Annotated in this window: 12 protein-coding genes and 1 pseudogene; 7 read left to right on the top strand and 6 right to left on the bottom strand. The window is 70.0% G+C overall.

Features of this window, described 5'->3' with window-relative positions; genetic code table 11:
• The first annotated feature begins 110 nt into the window (after positions 1-110).
• Both mca and ALI22I_RS26100 read left to right on the top strand, forming a co-directional pair.
• The gene (gene mca / locus ALI22I_RS26105; RefSeq protein ID WP_077008164.1) at positions 111-992 is read left to right on the top strand and encodes a mycothiol conjugate amidase Mca; all 882 of its coding nucleotides are present in this window, start codon (positions 111-113) and stop codon (positions 990-992) included.
• Positions 993-1,006: 14 nt separating this feature from the next.
• Entirely contained in the window at positions 1,007-1,276 is a 270-nt protein-coding gene (locus ALI22I_RS26100; RefSeq protein ID WP_443216967.1) for a hypothetical protein, read from the top strand.
• Here the strand turns inward: ALI22I_RS26100 and ALI22I_RS26095 are convergent.
• Together ALI22I_RS26095 and ALI22I_RS26090 are read right to left on the bottom strand one after the other, a co-directional pair.
• Positions 1,273-5,133, bottom strand: a complete 3,861-nt coding sequence (locus ALI22I_RS26095) for a serine protease (protein WP_179118364.1) — start codon at positions 5,131-5,133, stop codon at positions 1,273-1,275. The genes ALI22I_RS26100 and ALI22I_RS26095 overlap by 4 nt on opposite strands.
• A gap of 20 nt (positions 5,134-5,153) precedes the next feature.
• Positions 5,154-5,876 (bottom strand): annotated as a pseudogene (locus ALI22I_RS26090) (metallophosphoesterase); the annotation flags it as partial.
• 68 nt (positions 5,877-5,944) lie between these two features.
• Between ALI22I_RS26090 and ALI22I_RS26085 the strand changes: the two are divergent.
• Together ALI22I_RS26085 and ALI22I_RS26080 are read left to right on the top strand one after the other, a co-directional pair.
• On the top strand, positions 5,945-7,915 hold the full coding sequence (locus ALI22I_RS26085; RefSeq protein ID WP_077008161.1) for a thioredoxin domain-containing protein: 1,971 nt from the start codon (positions 5,945-5,947) through the stop codon (positions 7,913-7,915).
• Between the two features lie 76 nt (positions 7,916-7,991).
• The gene (locus ALI22I_RS26080; RefSeq protein WP_077008160.1) at positions 7,992-8,549 is read left to right on the top strand and encodes a hypothetical protein; all 558 of its coding nucleotides are present in this window, start codon (positions 7,992-7,994) and stop codon (positions 8,547-8,549) included.
• 197 nt (positions 8,550-8,746) lie between these two features.
• Here the strand turns inward: ALI22I_RS26080 and trhA are convergent, their stop codons facing one another.
• Positions 8,747-9,412: a PAQR family membrane homeostasis protein TrhA gene (trhA, locus tag ALI22I_RS26075; RefSeq protein ID WP_077008320.1), complete on the bottom strand. Its 666-nt coding sequence runs from the start codon at positions 9,410-9,412 to the stop codon at positions 8,747-8,749.
• A gap of 94 nt (positions 9,413-9,506) precedes the next feature.
• Between trhA and ALI22I_RS26070 the strand changes: the two genes are divergently transcribed.
• Positions 9,507-10,286 carry an isoprenyl transferase gene (locus ALI22I_RS26070; protein ID WP_077008159.1) on the top strand — a complete coding sequence of 260 codons (780 nt, stop codon included), beginning with the start codon at positions 9,507-9,509 and terminating at the stop codon, positions 10,284-10,286.
• 713 nt (positions 10,287-10,999) lie between these two features.
• Here ALI22I_RS26070 and ALI22I_RS26065 read toward each other — a convergent pair.
• On the bottom strand, positions 11,000-11,341 hold the full coding sequence (locus tag ALI22I_RS26065) for a hypothetical protein (RefSeq protein ID WP_077008158.1): 342 nt from the start codon (positions 11,339-11,341) through the stop codon (positions 11,000-11,002).
• Positions 11,342-11,687: 346 nt separating this feature from the next.
• On the opposite strand from ALI22I_RS26065, the gene ALI22I_RS49590 reads away from it, so the two are divergent.
• Positions 11,688-11,942 carry a hypothetical protein gene (locus tag ALI22I_RS49590; protein ID WP_179118355.1) on the top strand — a complete coding sequence of 85 codons (255 nt, stop codon included), beginning with the start codon at positions 11,688-11,690 and terminating at the stop codon, positions 11,940-11,942.
• Positions 11,943-12,109: 167 nt separating this feature from the next.
• On the opposite strand, the gene ALI22I_RS26060 is transcribed toward ALI22I_RS49590, so the two are convergent.
• Both ALI22I_RS26060 and ALI22I_RS26055 read right to left on the bottom strand, forming a co-directional pair.
• Positions 12,110-12,811: an IS5 family transposase gene (locus tag ALI22I_RS26060; RefSeq protein WP_202971075.1), complete on the bottom strand. Its 702-nt coding sequence runs from the start codon at positions 12,809-12,811 to the stop codon at positions 12,110-12,112.
• A 343-nt stretch (positions 12,812-13,154) separates the two neighbouring features.
• Positions 13,155-13,478, bottom strand: a complete 324-nt coding sequence (locus ALI22I_RS26055; protein ID WP_077008157.1) for a hypothetical protein — start codon at positions 13,476-13,478, stop codon at positions 13,155-13,157.
• Positions 13,479-13,822: 344 nt separating this feature from the next.
• On the opposite strand from ALI22I_RS26055, the gene ALI22I_RS26050 reads away from it, so the two are divergent.
• The gene (locus ALI22I_RS26050; protein WP_077008156.1) at positions 13,823-15,061 is read left to right on the top strand and encodes a DUF885 domain-containing protein; all 1,239 of its coding nucleotides are present in this window, start codon (positions 13,823-13,825) and stop codon (positions 15,059-15,061) included.
• Positions 15,062-15,498 lie beyond the last annotated feature (437 nt).

The following is a 15,498-nucleotide window of genomic DNA, read 5'->3' as shown; positions in this document are numbered from 1 at the left end:
TTGCCAACGCCCTCCTGCCCGTGGGGAACAATGACCACCGACTACCGCGTTGAGTGTCGCAGGGGCTGGAGACGCCTCATTCGGCAGGGCCAAGGAGGAGCACCACCGTCATGGTTGAGAAGCTGCGCCTGATGGCGGTGCACGCGCACCCCGACGACGAGTCGAGCAAGGGTGCCGCGACGATGGCCCGTTACGTGGCCGAGGGCCACGAAGTGATGGTCGTGACCTGCACGGGCGGCGAGGCGGGCAGCATCCTGAACCCCGCCATGGACCGCCCCGAGGTGCTCGACAACATGGCCGAGATCCGGCGCGCCGAGATGGCCCGCGCCGCCGAGATCCTGGGCGTGCAGCACCGCTGGCTCGGTTTCGTCGACTCGGGCCTGCCCGAGGGCGACCCGCTGCCGCCGCTGCCGGAGGGCTGCTTCGCCCTCGTCCCGCTGGAGGAGTCCACGCCGCCGCTGGTCGAGGTGATCCGCGAGTTCCGCCCGCACGTGATCGTCACCTACGACGAGAACGGCGGCTACCCGCACCCCGACCACATCCGCTGCCACGAGGTCTCCGTCGCCGCGTTCGACGCGGCGGGCGACCCGGAGCGCTACCCCGAGCTGGGCGAGCCGTGGCAGCCGCTGAAGCTGTACTACTCGCACGGCTTCTCCCGCGCGAAGCTGATGGCCTTCCACGAAGCCCTGATCGCCGAGGGCCAGGAGTCCCCGTACGCCGAGTGGCTGGCGGGCTGGAGCACCGACAAGCCGGACGTCATCGAGCGCGTCACCACCCGCGTCGAGTGCGCCGACTACTTCGAGGTGCGCGACGAGGCCCTGAAGGCCCACGCCACCCAGATCGACCCCGAGAGCCGCTGGTTCGCCGTGCCGCTGGAGATGCAGCGCAAGATGTGGCCGACGGAGGAGTACGAGTTGGCCCGGTCGCTGGTCGACAGCACCGTGCCCGAGGACGACCTGTTCGCGGGCGTCCGGGAGAGGGTGACCGCGTGACTGCGCCAGACCAGCTGTCCGGCCCGATCCCGTGGGAGCAGACCACGGCGATCGTGCTGGCCCAACAGCCCTCGGTGCCGTCCCCGGACAAGGACCCGGGCGGCCAGCAGGAGGACTTCGGCAAGTCCTCCCCGTTGGGCCTGCTGATCCTGGTGCTGTTCTTCATCGCGGTGTTCTTCCTGGTCAGGTCGATGAACAAACACCTGAAGAAGGTGCCCGCGTCCTTCGACAAGCCGACAGCCACCGAACCCACGACCGGGGACGACGACGGCAAGAAGGACTAGCCGAAGTCCAGTTTCAGCACGCCGTCCACGTACCACACGACCAGCTTGTGGTCCCTGGTCCAGATGAGGCCTTCGAGCCCGGTCTCCAGGTCGATCGACGCCAGCTCACGGGCCGTGCCGCCGCGATGGCACGCCCAGACGCGCACCCGGCCTTCGAGGCTCCCCGCGGCGACGAGCGCCCGACCGGCGGCCGGGAACGCGAGGTCGACGTGGAACCAGCCGTTCCCGGCGAACCCGTGGCTCCACGGCCGTGACCACGCCGTGAAGCGGTCGGCCGCCAGTGACAGCAGGCTGATCCGGTCGTCGGTGCGCAGTGCCGCGACCGGTTCGGCGGCGTCGTACCCGATCGCGGCCTCGGTGCCGCAGTCACCGCCGAGGTTCGCCAAGCGCTCGCCGGGACGGGCGATGAACGCGGCCGAGCCGGTGACGAGCAGTCGCGGTTCGTCGCGCAGCCGGTAGAGCCGAGGCCGCTGCGACTGGTGAGGGTCCCGGTCGATGCGGTCGGTGGTGGGGCGCCACCCGCCGCCGTCCCACGTCCACCACGTCAGCTCGTCGTCGCTGTCCCACACGACCACCGCCGACCCCGTGTCGTCCACGGCCTCGTGCGAACCGGGTCGGCGAAGCTTGGCCGGCGTGATCGCCGGTCGTGACCGGCGGAGCCCGCGCGGCGTGTGCGCCCACACCTCGATCGTCCCGGCAGCCCGGTGCAGCGTGATGACCGGCCGGTTGTCGGCGTGGGCGACGGCGCGGATGTCACCCCGGACCGCGACCTCGACGGGCGGCATGACGTGGTCGGTCACCGTCGTGACCCGCACCTCGTCGTTGCGCCAGTGCACCGCGACGACCTCGGTGCCGTCACCTCGCAGGAACCTGGGGTTGTGCGCGTTGTCCGGGATGTCCGGCGGCACGTCGGCCGGGGGTGCCGGCCGGTCGACGTCCCACATCTGGACGCGGTCCTTGGTGCGCGTGAGCACGACCGGGACGCCGGACGGTCCGTCACCGATCGCGAGTGAGCCGTCGATGGCCCGGCTCACGGCCAGGGGTCCGCCGAGCGGGACGACCTCGGCCCCCACCTCGTACAGTTCGCCCCCGCCGAACACGCCGAAGGTCACGGCGATCGTCCGCCCGTCCGCCAGGACACCCGTGGCGAGGCCCGGCTTCGTCGCGGTGTTGGGGGGCGATGTGGTCGTCGTGCCCACCGCGGCCACGGGGAACGGGACACCGTCGACCCGCTCCACCAGACCCGGCGGCCGGTTCGTGAACCCGACCAGCAACACCGGCCCGCTTGCCGTGGCGGCGAAGCGGATGATGGTGGAGACCTCCTTGGTCAGGTGGACCGCCGCGTTCCGGACGACGCCGTTCGCGGTCACGTCCGCGAACCACACCCCGAAGGCGCCGGCGCAAGCCAGGTGGACGACATCGCCCTCGGCGGTGATCGCGCACGCCCGGCTGGGGGAGAGGCCCTCGAACCGCACCCGGTGCAGCACGACAGGGACGTCGTCGGTGAAGTCGACCACCCACACCGAGGAGCCGTCGGCGACGCCGGCGAGCAGCCTGCCGTCCGGGGTGGTGGTCGTGTCCACGTCCGATACGTACTGCACTTCGTCGAGCGAGGTCATCCCGGTGAGGCGCAGCCGATCGGTGAACGACCACCGCGCGAGGGCGCCGTCCAAGGTCGAGCTCAACGCCACCTCCCGCCCGTCGGGCAGGATCTCCGGCGCGATCACCGTGAAGTAGGGGACGCTCGCGTCGGCCAACCGGTCCACTTCGACCAGCCGGTAGTCCTGGTACCGGAGCAGTACCGCACTGCCGACCCCGCTGATGAGGACCGCCGGGTTGCCCCGCCGGTCCAACCACATACCCACCCGCGTGTGCTGCGGGATGCGGGCGAGCACCTGGTAACCGTCCTCGGGGCGCTGTGCCAGAACCGCCGCGTGCCACGCCACCGGGCCGGTGACCTCGTCGGCCAGACCACCGAAGCCGCTCTGCCTCGCCTTCAACGCGAAACACGCGGCGCGGTGGGCCCGGTCGCCGTCCTCGAAGCTGTGCAGCGCGCGGCGGTAGGTGCGGCGGACCGCGACGGCCCGTTCCGAGGTGACGTGCGCGAGGTGCGGCACCACCCGTTCAGGGTCCGCGGTCAGCATGAAGTCGAGGTCTTCGACCAGGTCGTCCAGCCGGCCCGCCGTGACGGCGTGCTGCGTCAGGTGCGCGCGGACGTACTCCGGCGCGTCCTCCCACCCGGTGACCTGCCCGCGCAGGGTCTCGTAGACCACCTGGTCCAGGCCCGGTCGTTCGGCGCGGAACGTGTCGTCCAACGCCTGGTGGAACAGCCGGAACGTCCCACCGCTCCGCTCGACCAGGTAACTGGCCGCCGACGTCAGCACTTCACGCAGGTCGTGCGCCGTGTAGTCGGTGGCGCCGAGGGTGTTCGCCAGAGCCAGCCACAGCGGTCCTTCCGGCAGGCCCGAGCCCTCGGCGTAGGCGAGCGGTAGGAGCAGGTCGCGGACCACCCGGGGCCGGTCGAACCGAACGGTCAGGTAGTCGTCCACGGCCGCGCCGACGCTGGTCGGCAGCCTTTCCGAGTCGGTCAGACACGCCAGCTGGGCGATCAGGAAGTTGCCACCCGCGTGCCGCGCGATGGCCGCCGCCCGAGCCGGGTCGTCCACCCGGTGTTCGGCGTAGGTGATCACGTCCTGGTGGTCGAGGTAGCCCTCGGAGTCGAGGTCCAGCACCACCGGGTTGCCGAGCCTGGTCAGCAGGGCGTTCGAGGAGGACCCGCGTGCGCCTACTCGCGTGCCGACCACGACGTGCCGCTCCGAGTGCGTGGCCAGGCGGTTGAGCATGGTGGCGATGGCCATCGGTGCGTCGCCCGCCGCCTCGTCCAGCGCGTCGACCACGACCGAGATGGGCCCGCAGCGTTGCAGCAGCTCGGTCTGGTCGGCCGCTTCGACGTCGGCGCCATCGGCGATGGCGCGCACTACGTCCATCAACGTCTTGCCGCGGGCGTGGACGGCGACGGTCACGCTGCCGACCGGTGGGAGAGCGACCTCGGGCGGGAGGCTGTTCGTGGGCACGAGTGGGCGGCCCGCGCGGTCGGCCAGTACGACGGTCCGCGCGATCACGGCGCTCTTGCCGCTGCCGGGACTCCCGACCACCGCCCGCACCCGCCCGTCCGCCGGTCCTTGCAGGTAGAAGGCCAGTTCGGTCAACGCGCGGTGCCTGCCGACGAAGTGCCAGACGTCGGTGGGCTCGTGTGGCTCGACGCCGCGCGCACGGGGCAGCCAGTGGGTGTCGAAGGCGTCGTCCAGGTCGACCCGCCAGCCCGTGTACAAGGCGGCGGAGGGCCATAAGCGGACGATCTCCTCGACCGGGATGAGGTTGCCGCCACCCACGGCCTTGTGAGCGGTCACGACGATGCCCACCACGGCTTGCAGCGTGTCGTCCCACACCGGCGCGCCGGAGAAGCCCCGGTCGATGCGGTGGCCGGAGGTGTGTTCCAGCTGCACCCAGCCCGGGCCGACCCGTCCGCCGAGCCTGCCGCGCGACTCGGTGTGGTTGCCGCCCGCGAAGCCCTGCACCAGGTACGTGTGGTCGCTCAACGCGGTCGGCGCGCGCAGCGGCGCGCAGACGGCGGAAACCGGGGTGGCCAGGCGCAGAACGGCCAGGTCGCCGTCGTCATCCCTGAATTCGACGGACGCGGCGACCGTGGAACCCACGTGCACGAGGGTGACGTCCACCGAATCGTGGGGCACGACGTGTGAGCACGTCAGCACCAGGTCCGGTGCGATGAGCACGCCCGCGCCGACGTCACCCACCCGCGCTAACCAGGGCGGGCGCTCCCGGTAGCTCGCGCGCACAGTCCGTGAGCCTACTGCCGGTACCAGACGCGGCGGGCCGGGACGGACACGATCTCGCGTTCCGGGTAGCGCAGGGCGGTGAGCCTGCCGCCGAACACGCAGCCCGTGTCCAGGCACAGGGTTCCGTTCACCCACTCCGGTTCCTCGATCGGCGTGTGTCCATAGAGGACCATCGCCGCACCCCGGTAGTCCTCCGCCCACGGGTGGCGCACCGGGAACCCCCGGGAGTCGTACTCGCCCGTGCTGACACCCCACAACGCCAACGACCGCATCCGTGCCGACTCACGCCCGTGGAAGCGCTCGGGGAGGCCGGCGTGGGCGATGACGAGCTTGCCGCCGTCCAGGACGTAGTGCGGCACCAGGGAGTCGCAGAACGCCAGCACCTCGGCGCGGAACGCCGCCGTCTCGCGGGCCAGTTGGTCCAACGACTGCGCCAGTCCGTGGCCGATCGTGACGTTGTGGCCCTTCAACGCCCGCACCAGCTTCTCCTCGTGGTTCCCGCGCACCGAGACCGCGTTGCCCGCCGCCACCATGGCCATCGCGAGTCGCAGCACGCCCGGCGTGTCCGGGCCGCGGTCCACCAAATCGCCCAGGAACGCCACCTTGCGGCCCTCCGGGTGGACGCCTTCGCTGGAATAGCCCAGTTCGCGGAGCAGGTGGACCAGTTCCACCTGGCACCCGTGCACGTCGCCGATCACGTCGAACGGGCCCGTCTCGTGGCGCAGGTCGTGGGGAAGGGGCTCGTTCGGGGGAACCATTGGCACAGTCTGATCGACCGGTCCGGTGATTGTCCGGGAATTACTGTGGAGCCATGACGAACCGGCTCGCGTCCTCGACCAGCCCGTACCTGCTCCAGCACGCCGACAACCCGGTGCACTGGTGGCCGTGGTCGCCGAAGGCGTTCGAGGAGGCCCGTGAACGGGGCGTGCCGGTCCTGCTGTCGATCGGTTACGCGGCGTGCCACTGGTGTCACGTGATGGCGCACGAGTCGTTCGAGGACGAGGCCACCGCGGCGTACATGAACGAGCACTTCGTCAACATCAAGGTCGATCGCGAGGAACGGCCGGACGTGGACGCGGTCTACATGGCGGTCACGCAGGCGCTCAGCGGGCACGGCGGGTGGCCGATGACGTGCTTCCTCACGCCCGACGGCGAGCCGTTCTACGCGGGCACGTACTACCCGCCGTCGCCGCGGCCGGGCATGCCGTCGTTCGGGCAGGTGCTGGAGGCCATCACGCACGCTTGGCGTGAGCAGGGCGACGAGGTGCGCGAGTCGGCGGCGGGGATCGTGTCGCAGCTGGCGTTCAAGCCGCTTCCTCAGTCCACTGTGGACGCCGACGTGCTGGCGGGTGCGGTGGTGTCGTTGCTGGGGCACTTCGACCGGACCAACGCCGGGTTCGGTGGCGCGCCGAAGTTCCCGCCGTCGATGGTGCTGGAGTTCCTGCTGCGGCACTACGAGCGGACCGGGTCGGTCGAGGCGTTCTCGATGGCGCGGGCGACGTGCAGCGCTATGGCGGACGGCGGGCTGTACGACCAGCTGGCGGGCGGGTTCGCGCGGTACAGCGTGGACGCGGCGTGGGTGGTGCCGCACTTCGAGAAGATGTTGTACGACAACGCCTTGCTGCTGCGCGCCTACACGCACCTGAGCCGCCGTGACGACAACCCGCGGTACCGGGCGGTGGTGCGGGAGACGGCGGAGTTCCTGTTGCGCGACCTCGGCACGCCGGAGGGCGGGTTCGCGGCGTCGCTCGACGCGGACACCGAGGGCGTCGAGGGTTTGACGTATGTGTGGACGCCCGCGCAGTTGGTCGAGGCGCTGGGGTTGGCGACCGGAGCGCGCGCTGCGGAGCTCTACGGCGTGACGGACGAGGGCACGTTCGAGCACGGCAGCTCGACGTTGCGGATGCTCGGTTCGCCCGATCCGGAGATCGCGGCCAAGCTGCTGGAGGTGCGCGACCGGCGGCCGCAGCCGGGGCGTGACGACAAGGTCGTGACGGCGTGGAACGGGTTGGCGATCGCGGCGCTGGCCGAGGCGGGCGCGGTGTTCGGGGAGCCGCGGTGGGTGGAGGCGTCGGCGCGGGCGGCTTCGCTCGTGCTGGACGTGCACCTGGTCGACGGGCGGCTGCTGCGGACGTCTCGTCACGGTGTCGCGGGCACGGCGGCGGGCGTGCTGGAGGACTACGGGTGCTTCGCCGACGGCCTGCTGGCGTTGCACCAGGCGACCGGTGACGTCAAGTGGTTCACCGTCGCCTGTGGGCTGCTGGACACCGCGCTGGCCCGGTTCGCGGGTTCCGAGCCCGGCGTCTACTACGACACGGCCGACGACGCCGAGGCGTTGGTGCAGCGGCCGTCGGACCCGTCGGACAACGCGAGCCCGTCCGGCGCTTCGTCGTTGGCCTCGGCGCTGGTGACGGCGTCCGTGCTGGGCGGGCCGTCGACCTACCGGGACGCCGCCGAGGCCGCCGTCGCGCGGGCCGGGCTGCTGGCCGCCCGTGAGCCCCGGTTCGCCGGGCACTGGCTGAGCGTGGCCGAGGCGTTGGCGCTGGGGCCGGTGCAGGTCGCGGTGGTCGGTGACGCGTCCGACCTGGTCAGCGCCGCGTGGCGGGGCGTGCACGGCGGCGGTGTGGTGGTGGCGGGCGCGCCGGACTCCGCGCCGTTGCTGGCCGACCGGCCGTTGGTGGACGGCGGCGCGGCGGCGTACGTGTGCCGCGGGTACGTGTGCGACCGGCCGGTGACGTCCGTGGCGGAGCTGACCACGGCCCTGGCGGTTGTCCACCGGTAGCGAACCGACCTGCTGGGCACGTGTTGCCAGCGTAGCGTCTGCATCGACGTAATCATGTAATCGAGGTGGTGCTCCGATGCGACGTGGATGGGGCGGACGGGGCGGTTGGCAGCAGGCCGACCAGCCCCCGGCGGACGACGCGGCGGCCTGGTTCAGCGGCAGGCTGCCCGACGGCTGGTTCACCGAGGCGCCGGTGGTGGCGGTGGACCGGGAAGAGATCTGGGTGGTGGGCACTCTGCCCGCTCTGGAAGGCGAGTTCGCCGACGACGCCGAGCGTGGCGCGGCCGAGTCGGGCCGGATCAGCCGGTTCCGCGAGCAGACCAGGGACGAGCGGATCGAGATCGCCCGCCAGGCCGAGCACCGCTACCGGCGCAAGGTCGCCTGGGGCGCGCGGCTCGGTGACACGGAGGAGATGTTCACGACGTTGTCGGTGCCCGTGATGACGCGGCTGCGGCAGCCCGAGCGCAAGGTGCTGGACACCCTGGTCGCGGCGGGCGTGGCGCGGTCCCGGTCGGAGGCGCTGGCGTGGGCGGTGCGGCTGGTCGGCGAGCACGCGGACACGTGGCTGACCGAACTGCGCGAGGCGATGACCCGGGTGGACGACCTGCGCGCACAGGGACCCGATCTGGCGTGACGAGCCCCCCGTTCCCCGCTAATTCGGGAAACGGGGGATTCGCCTTGTTCACCGTGGGTTCGTACGACCCGGCCTGGCAGTTGGACCCGTCGGCGCCGCTGCACAACTTCGCCCACCGCCACGCCACGGAAGCCGACTTCGCCACCCACCGCACCGCCCTGCCCGCCACGGATGTCATGCGGCCGAGTATCGAGTGGTCAGGAGTAGATCGCGAACCAGATGGCGATGTAGTGGCACAGTGCCGCCAGCACCGTGGCGGCGTGGAAGAACTCGTGGTAGCCGAAGACCTGGGGCCAGGGGTTGGGCCAGCGGGTCGCGTAGAAGACGGCGCCGGCGGTGTAGAGGAGGCCGCCTGCCAGGAGTAGGACCAGGGCCGCCACGCCCACGTGGTGCAGGAGGTCGGGGAGGACGAATACCGCGACCCAGCCCAGGGCGATGTAGATCGGTACGCCGAGCCACCTCGGGGCGTGTGGCCAGGCGAGTTTCAACGTGACGCCGCCGAGCGCACCTGCCCACACGACCAGCAGGACCACGTTGCCCGTGCCCGGGGGCATGGCCAGCAGGGCGAACGGGGTGTAGGTGCCGGCGATGAACACGAAGATCATCGAGTGGTCGAGGCGTTTCATCCACGTGCGTGCCCGCACGCTGACCCAGTTCACCCGGTGGTACAGGGCGCTGACGCCGAAGAGGCCGAGCACGGTCGCCCCGTACACGGATGTGGCCAGCGCGGCCTTCGCCGACACCGTGGACGCCGCGAGGGCGATCAACGTCGCACCGGTCGCGACCGACACGACGAAGGACCAGAGGTGCAGCCAACCCCGCAGGCGGGGCCGCATCGCGGGCGCGGGGGGCTGGGGATGCATCGACGCGGTCACCCTCACGAGGTTACGGGAGCGCGGGAGACGTGGTCAGCACACGACGGCGTGACCACGCACACCCGGCGTACGCTCTTCCAGCGTGGGTCTTCGCGAACGGGTCAAGAGCGTCCTGCTCAAGGGTTACGAGTTCCGCCTCAACCGATGGCTCGACGGCAAGCAACGACCACGTCACGTCGGCGTGGTGCTGGACGGCAACCGTCGTTGGGCCAAGGAGGCGGGCTTCGCCGACGTCGCGCACGGCCACCGCGCCGGCGCGCGCAAGATCCTGGAGCTGCTGACCTGGTGCCGTGAGGCGGAGGTCGAGGTGGTGACGCTGTGGCTGCTGTCCACCGACAACCTCAACCGGCCGACCGAAGAGCTGGGACCGCTGCTCGACATCATCGCCGACATCGTCGACGAGCTGGCCGAGCCCGGTAACCCGTGGCGCATCCGGCACGTCGGCGCACTCGACATGCTGCCCACCGAGACCGCCGCCCGGCTGTCCGCGGCCGCCCTGCGCACGAAGGCGCGCACCGGCCTGGAGGTCAACGTCGCGGTCGGCTACGGCGGGCGGCAGGAGATCGCCGACGCGGTCCGCAAGCTGCTGCAGAAGCACGCCGAGTCCGGCGGCACGATCGAGGAGCTGGCCGAGGTCCTGGACGTCGACCACATCGCCGAACACCTCTACACGTCCGGTCAGCCCGACCCGGACCTGCTCATCCGCACCTCGGGCGAGCAGCGGTTGTCGGGTTTCATGCTGTGGCAGTCGGCGCACTCGGAGTTCTGGTTCTGCGAGGCCTACTGGCCGGAGTTCCGCCGCACCGACTTCCTGCGCGCCCTGCGCGACTACGCGATCCGCCACCGCCGCTTCGGGTCCTGACCACGCGATAGGGGGGCGCCGCCGAGCGGCGGTGCCCCGACGGGGACCGAGTCGGGGGTCGCAGTCCTCGTCGATGATGTCGACTCGTCGCCGTTCACGACACGACCTACGGCGCAGTTTCTGATCGACACAACGGGTGATGAACGCTCCGTCGACCCGGTCGCACCGCGGCGTCGAGAACGGCCACAATGTTTCCGCAGGCCGACAACCGCTTCAGGGTCATTGCTCGCCCACCAGCGGCCCGCTGGTGAACTCGAGCCCGCAGCTTGGGCGAATGCGGGATGGAGGCGCCGCTCACCTTCTTGAGTGTTCTTGCTCTTCTGGGGGACTCGCGGAATCACCGGTGGCTGACGTTGGGCGAACACTGCGATCTCGGTTGTGTGAATGGAGACCACAATCGAGTGGGGGCCACCGGAATGCGTTCCGGTGGCCCCCGGGTCGAAACTCACGTGAAGTCGAGATCAGTCGTCGATGATGTTAACGCCGCCTGCCTCTCCAGCACGCTCACTCTCCTCTGCGCGATCCCGATCTTCCGGAGTCTTCGGTGATCCCCGGACGTCGAGGTCCGCAGTGGAATGGTCACCCAGGAATCAGATACGGGGGGTGTCGACAGTCGCCATTGTGTGACACGTCCATCGGAACTGTCACCTTAACGGCTACGTTCCGTTCCCCGGTTCGCTGAAGAAGGCGTCCTGTGGTAACCCGTCAGCCCGTCAGTCGTCGTTGTCGTGGTGGCCGTGGCCGTGGCCGTGCGGCTTGTGGCCGTGCGGCTTGTGGCCGTGGTCGTCATCGTCCTCGTCCACGATGATGATCACGTCCTCCCAGACCGTGCAGTCGTGGCTGCCGCCCTCGCTGGTCTCCTCCTCCGCGGGGAGGAGGCCAGTGACGGTGGTGGTGATGGCGGCGCCGGCGGCGTCGATGTCGTTGTGGCAGAAGTTGACGTTGCTGTCGTCGATGTCAACCGGGAAAACTTCGAGAACTTGGGCGTTGGCGGGCGACGCGAACAGCAGCATCGCCACGGTGATGGCGGAAGCTGCGCCAATCTTCTTCAACATGAAACTGACTCCTTAGTGTGTTCGATGAAGCAAGGGCTGGCTGCGTCGTCGGCGTTCCCCCGGCCGCACTGGCCGGCGACGTCGATATCGTCGGTGAACGCGGGCGAGGTCACCATCACGAGGCTCGTGGCGATGGGAGTCGTCGCTGCGCCTGCATCGGCACGAGGTTCTCTCCTTGAATGCACTTCGTCGCACCGAACGGGATCCTCCCGTTCCGGTGCGAAACATACCCAACCCGCGCTCCGACCAATAAGCGGTGACCTACGATCGTGTGATTTTTTCTTTTTCCGGTTTGGTCGCGGCGTGCGACCGGCCGCCCAGACGGGTGACGTAGGCTGGGCGACCCATGAACGGCGCTGACTTCGTGTGTGAATACCTGGTGCTCGGGCTGCGGCTCGACCGCCTGCACCCCGGTCTGGTCGACTCGTTCACCGGCGACCGGGCGCTGCGCCGCGCGGTGGACAACGAGCCGAGGCAGCACCCGGCGGCGCCGGCCGAACGGGCCGCTCAGTTGCGCCGCGAGCTCGCGGGCACCGACCTCCACCCGACGCGCAAACGCTTCGATGGTGGCGCCCGTTTCCGAACTGCTGCGGTTGCATGAGTCGACGGCTGGTGATGCGGATCATGGACCAGCGGACCATGGCCTCGTGGTGATGGCGTAGTCGTTCGTAGTCGCGGACGCAACGACGGTGGCCGGTGATCCAGGCCAGGGTTCTTCCACCACCCAACGGCGGGGCAGCACCGTGAAATGCGGCAGGTCGGGGCGTTTCACGATCTCCACTCCAGGCCGAGGGTGGCGCGGGCCCAGTCGGGCAGGATGCCGGTGTAGCCGCCGTCGGCCCACACCAGGGCGACGCGCCCGCCTACGGTGCCGTGCATGCGCTGCAGCAGGCTGCGGGCGGCGACGCGGTCCTGCGTGGAGGCCGGAGTGACCAGTACCGCCATCAGGAACCCGACGGTGTCCACGACGATGTGGCGTTTACGGCCGTTGACCTTCTTGCCCGCGTCGAAACCGCGGGTCGCCTTCCCGACGGTCTCGGCCGCGCGTACCGACTGCGAGTCGACGATCGCCGCCGAGGGCGCCGCCACCCAATCCTCCTCGAGCCGGGCGCGGTCGCGAAGCCCGTCGAGCAGCCGCTGCGTCGCACCGGCCTTCTCCCACACGGCGAGGCGTCTGTAGACCGTCGGCCAGGGCGGGAAGTCCGCGGGCAGGGCGCACCACTTGATGCCGTTGTCCACCACGTAGAGGATCGCGTCGACGATCACCCGGCGGCAGTGCTTCTCCCGAGGCCCGCCCCGACCCTCAAGCCACGCCGGGTCCAGCAGGAGCGGATCGAGCACCGCCCACTGGGCGTCGGTGACGTCGGTGGAATACCTGCTGACCCGTCGGGTGGGCTCGTGGGACGAGGCGAGACGGCAGCACTGGGCACCCGCAGTGACACCGCCGGCGGGGATCGGGCCCGATAACAACGGAACTCCTGGTGGAACGGAGCATGGACACCGTCCGATCTACCAGGAGTTCCCTCGTCCCCGCACCAAAGGCCCTCAAGCGCCCTCAGTTCGGAAACGGGCGCTTAACGTCGCCGCCTGCCCTCTCCGGCACGCTCACTCTCCTCTGCGCGATCCCGATCTTCCGGAGTCTTCGGTGATCCCGGACGTCGAGGCCCGCAGTGGAATGGTCACCCAGGAATCAGATACCAGGGGTGTCGACAGCCACCATTGTGTGACACGTCCATCGGGACTAGCACCTTAACGGCTACGTTCCGTTCCCCGGTTCGCTGAAGAAGGCGTCCTGTGGTAACCCGTCAGCCCGTCAGTCGTCGTTGTCGTGGTGGCCGTGGCCGTGGCCGTGGCCGTGGCCGTGCGGCTTGTGGCCGTGGTCGTCATCGTCCTCGTCCACGATGACGTTCACGTCCTCCCAGACCGTGCAGTCGCCGCCCTCGGTGTTCTCGGCCTCGGGGGCGCCCAAGAGCGGGATAGTGATGGCGGCGGCGGAGGCGACGATGTCGTTGTGGCAGAAGTTGACGTTGCTGTCCTCGATGGTAATCGGGAGAATGCTGACTTGGGCGTTGGCGGGCGACGCGAGCAGCAGCATCGCCGCGGCGATGGCGGAAGCTGCGCCAATCTTCTTCAGCATGAAACTGACTCCTTTGTGTGTTCGATGAAGCAAGGGCTGGCTGCGTCGTCGGCGTTCCCCCGGCCGCACTGGCCGGCGACGTCGATATCGTCGGTGAACGCGGGCGAGGTCACCATCACGAGGCTCGTGGCGATGGGAGTCGTCGCTGCGCCTGCATCGGCACGAGTTTCTCTCCTTGAATGCACTTCGTCGCGCCGAACGGATCCTCCCGTTCGGCGCGAAACATACCCAACCCGCGCTCCGACCAATAAGCGGTGACCTACGATCGTGTGATCTTTTCTTTTTCCGGTTTGGTCGCGGCGCGCGACCGGTAGCCCAGACGGGTGACGTAGGCTTTCCGTCCTATGGACGCCGGCGGGGTGGTGCGCGAGTACCTGGTGCTCGGGCTGCGGCTCGACCGCCTGCACCCCGGTCTGGTCGACTCGTTCACCGGCGACCGGGCGCTGCGCCGCGCGGTCGACAACGAACCGAAGCCGCACCCGGCCGCGCTGGCCGAACGGGCCGCGCTGCTGCGTCGTGAGCTGCGCGGAGTCGACCTGGAGCCGGAGCGCAAACGGTTCCTGGACGCCCACCTGGTCGCTGCCGAGACCATCGCGCGCAAGCTCGCCGGCGTGCGCGTGCCGTTCGTGGACGAGGTCAAGGCCTACTTCCAGGTGGACATCCGCCCCGGCCACACCGACACCTACCGCCGCGCGCACGCCCTCCTGGACGACCTGCTGCCCGGCCCCGGCTCGCTGGCCGAACGGCTCGCCGACCACCGCGCCCTGGACGAGGTGCCGCCGCGCCGGCTCAAGGCCACCGTGCACGCCCTGTCCAGCGCGCTGCGCGACCGCGTCCGGCAGCGGTTCGAGCTGCCAACGAACGAGCTCGTGGAGTACGAGATCGTCACCGACAAGCCGTGGAGCGGGTTCAACTACTACCTGGGCGGCTTCCGGTCGCGGGTGGCGATCAACGCCGACCTGGGCCACCGGATGTCGAACCTGCCGAACCTGGTCGCGCACGAGTCCTACCCCGGCCACCACACCGAGCACTGCCGCAAGGAGGTGGGGCTGGTCGGCAAGCGCGGGCACGCCGAGCAGTCGTTGTTCCTGATCAACTCGCCGCAGTGCCTGATGGCGGAGGGCATGGCCGAACTCGGCCTGCACGCCGTGGTCGGCGCGGGCTGGGGCCGGTGGACCGAGGAGATCATGGGCGACCTGGGCCTGCGGATGGACGGCGCGCTGGCCGAACGGGTCGAGACGGCGCTGTCCGGGCTGCTCACCGTGCGCCAGGACGCGGCCCTGATGCTGCACGACCGGCGTGCCCACCCGGACGACGTGGTCGACTTCCTGTGCCGCTGGCTGCTCGTCTCGCAACGCCGGGCCCGCCACATGCTGCGCTTCCTCGGTGACCCTCTGTGGCGGGCGTACACGACGACGTACGTGGAGGGCGTGCGGCTGGTCCGGGCCTGGCTCGACTTGCGTGCGCACACGGACACCTTGAGTGACCGTTACCTGAGACTCCTCGATGAACCTTTGACGCCGGCCGCGCTGGCGGAGGAGGTCGAGGCGGGGGTGCCCTGGCTGTCCCGCGACCCTGGGTAATCGGCCGTTCCGCGTCCGGCCGCACCGGCTCTGAGCTGCGTGGACGAGGTCTTGTTGCGCCGATGTGACGGCCTGCTGTCGCCCGTGAGCACGCGAAGTGGCCGTCTTTCCCGCGTTTTGCGACGAGGTGACGAATTGACGAATCACCTGTGTGGCTGCCTGCACAAGAGGGACCTGCGGAGGTAACTTCCGGATGGCGGGACGCGTCCACTGCGGACCGCGCAGGGAGGCCCTGATTGTGGCGGTAAGCGCGAGGGGGCCGGCACCCGGCCCTCGTGGTCGGTACGCCTCTCGCTAGCGAGGCGTTCCGGTCGATCAGGGTGGTGCCTGGCCCAGCGAGGAGCGGACGCGGGTGCCGCGTTCGTGAGGGAGTTGCCGTGAACGCACGACGACCCGCGAGCCGTTCCTCAGGCTCATCGCGCAGCACTTCCCGGCGC

The sequence above is a fragment of the Saccharothrix sp. ALI-22-I genome, from assembly GCF_001984175.1.
Classification (GTDB): domain Bacteria; phylum Actinomycetota; class Actinomycetes; order Mycobacteriales; family Pseudonocardiaceae; genus Actinosynnema.
Note: the sequence above shows the minus strand (reverse complement) of the source record. Positions and strands in the feature narration are given on the sequence as shown.

Coding starts and splice junctions, on each gene's coding strand:
- mca (WP_077008164.1), top strand. CDS start 111: ATGGTTGAGAAGCTGCGCCTGATGGCGGTGCACGCGCACCCCGACGAC.
- ALI22I_RS26085 (WP_077008161.1), top strand. CDS start 5,945: ATGACGAACCGGCTCGCGTCCTCGACCAGCCCGTACCTGCTCCAGCAC.
- ALI22I_RS26080 (WP_077008160.1), top strand. CDS start 7,992: ATGCGACGTGGATGGGGCGGACGGGGCGGTTGGCAGCAGGCCGACCAG.
- trhA (WP_077008320.1), bottom strand. CDS start 9,412: ATGCATCCCCAGCCCCCCGCGCCCGCGATGCGGCCCCGCCTGCGGGGT.
- ALI22I_RS26065 (WP_077008158.1), bottom strand. CDS start 11,341: ATGTTGAAGAAGATTGGCGCAGCTTCCGCCATCACCGTGGCGATGCTG.
- ALI22I_RS49590 (WP_179118355.1), top strand. CDS start 11,688: ATGAACGGCGCTGACTTCGTGTGTGAATACCTGGTGCTCGGGCTGCGG.
- ALI22I_RS26055 (WP_077008157.1), bottom strand. CDS start 13,478: ATGCTGAAGAAGATTGGCGCAGCTTCCGCCATCGCCGCGGCGATGCTG.
- ALI22I_RS26050 (WP_077008156.1), top strand. CDS start 13,823: ATGGACGCCGGCGGGGTGGTGCGCGAGTACCTGGTGCTCGGGCTGCGG.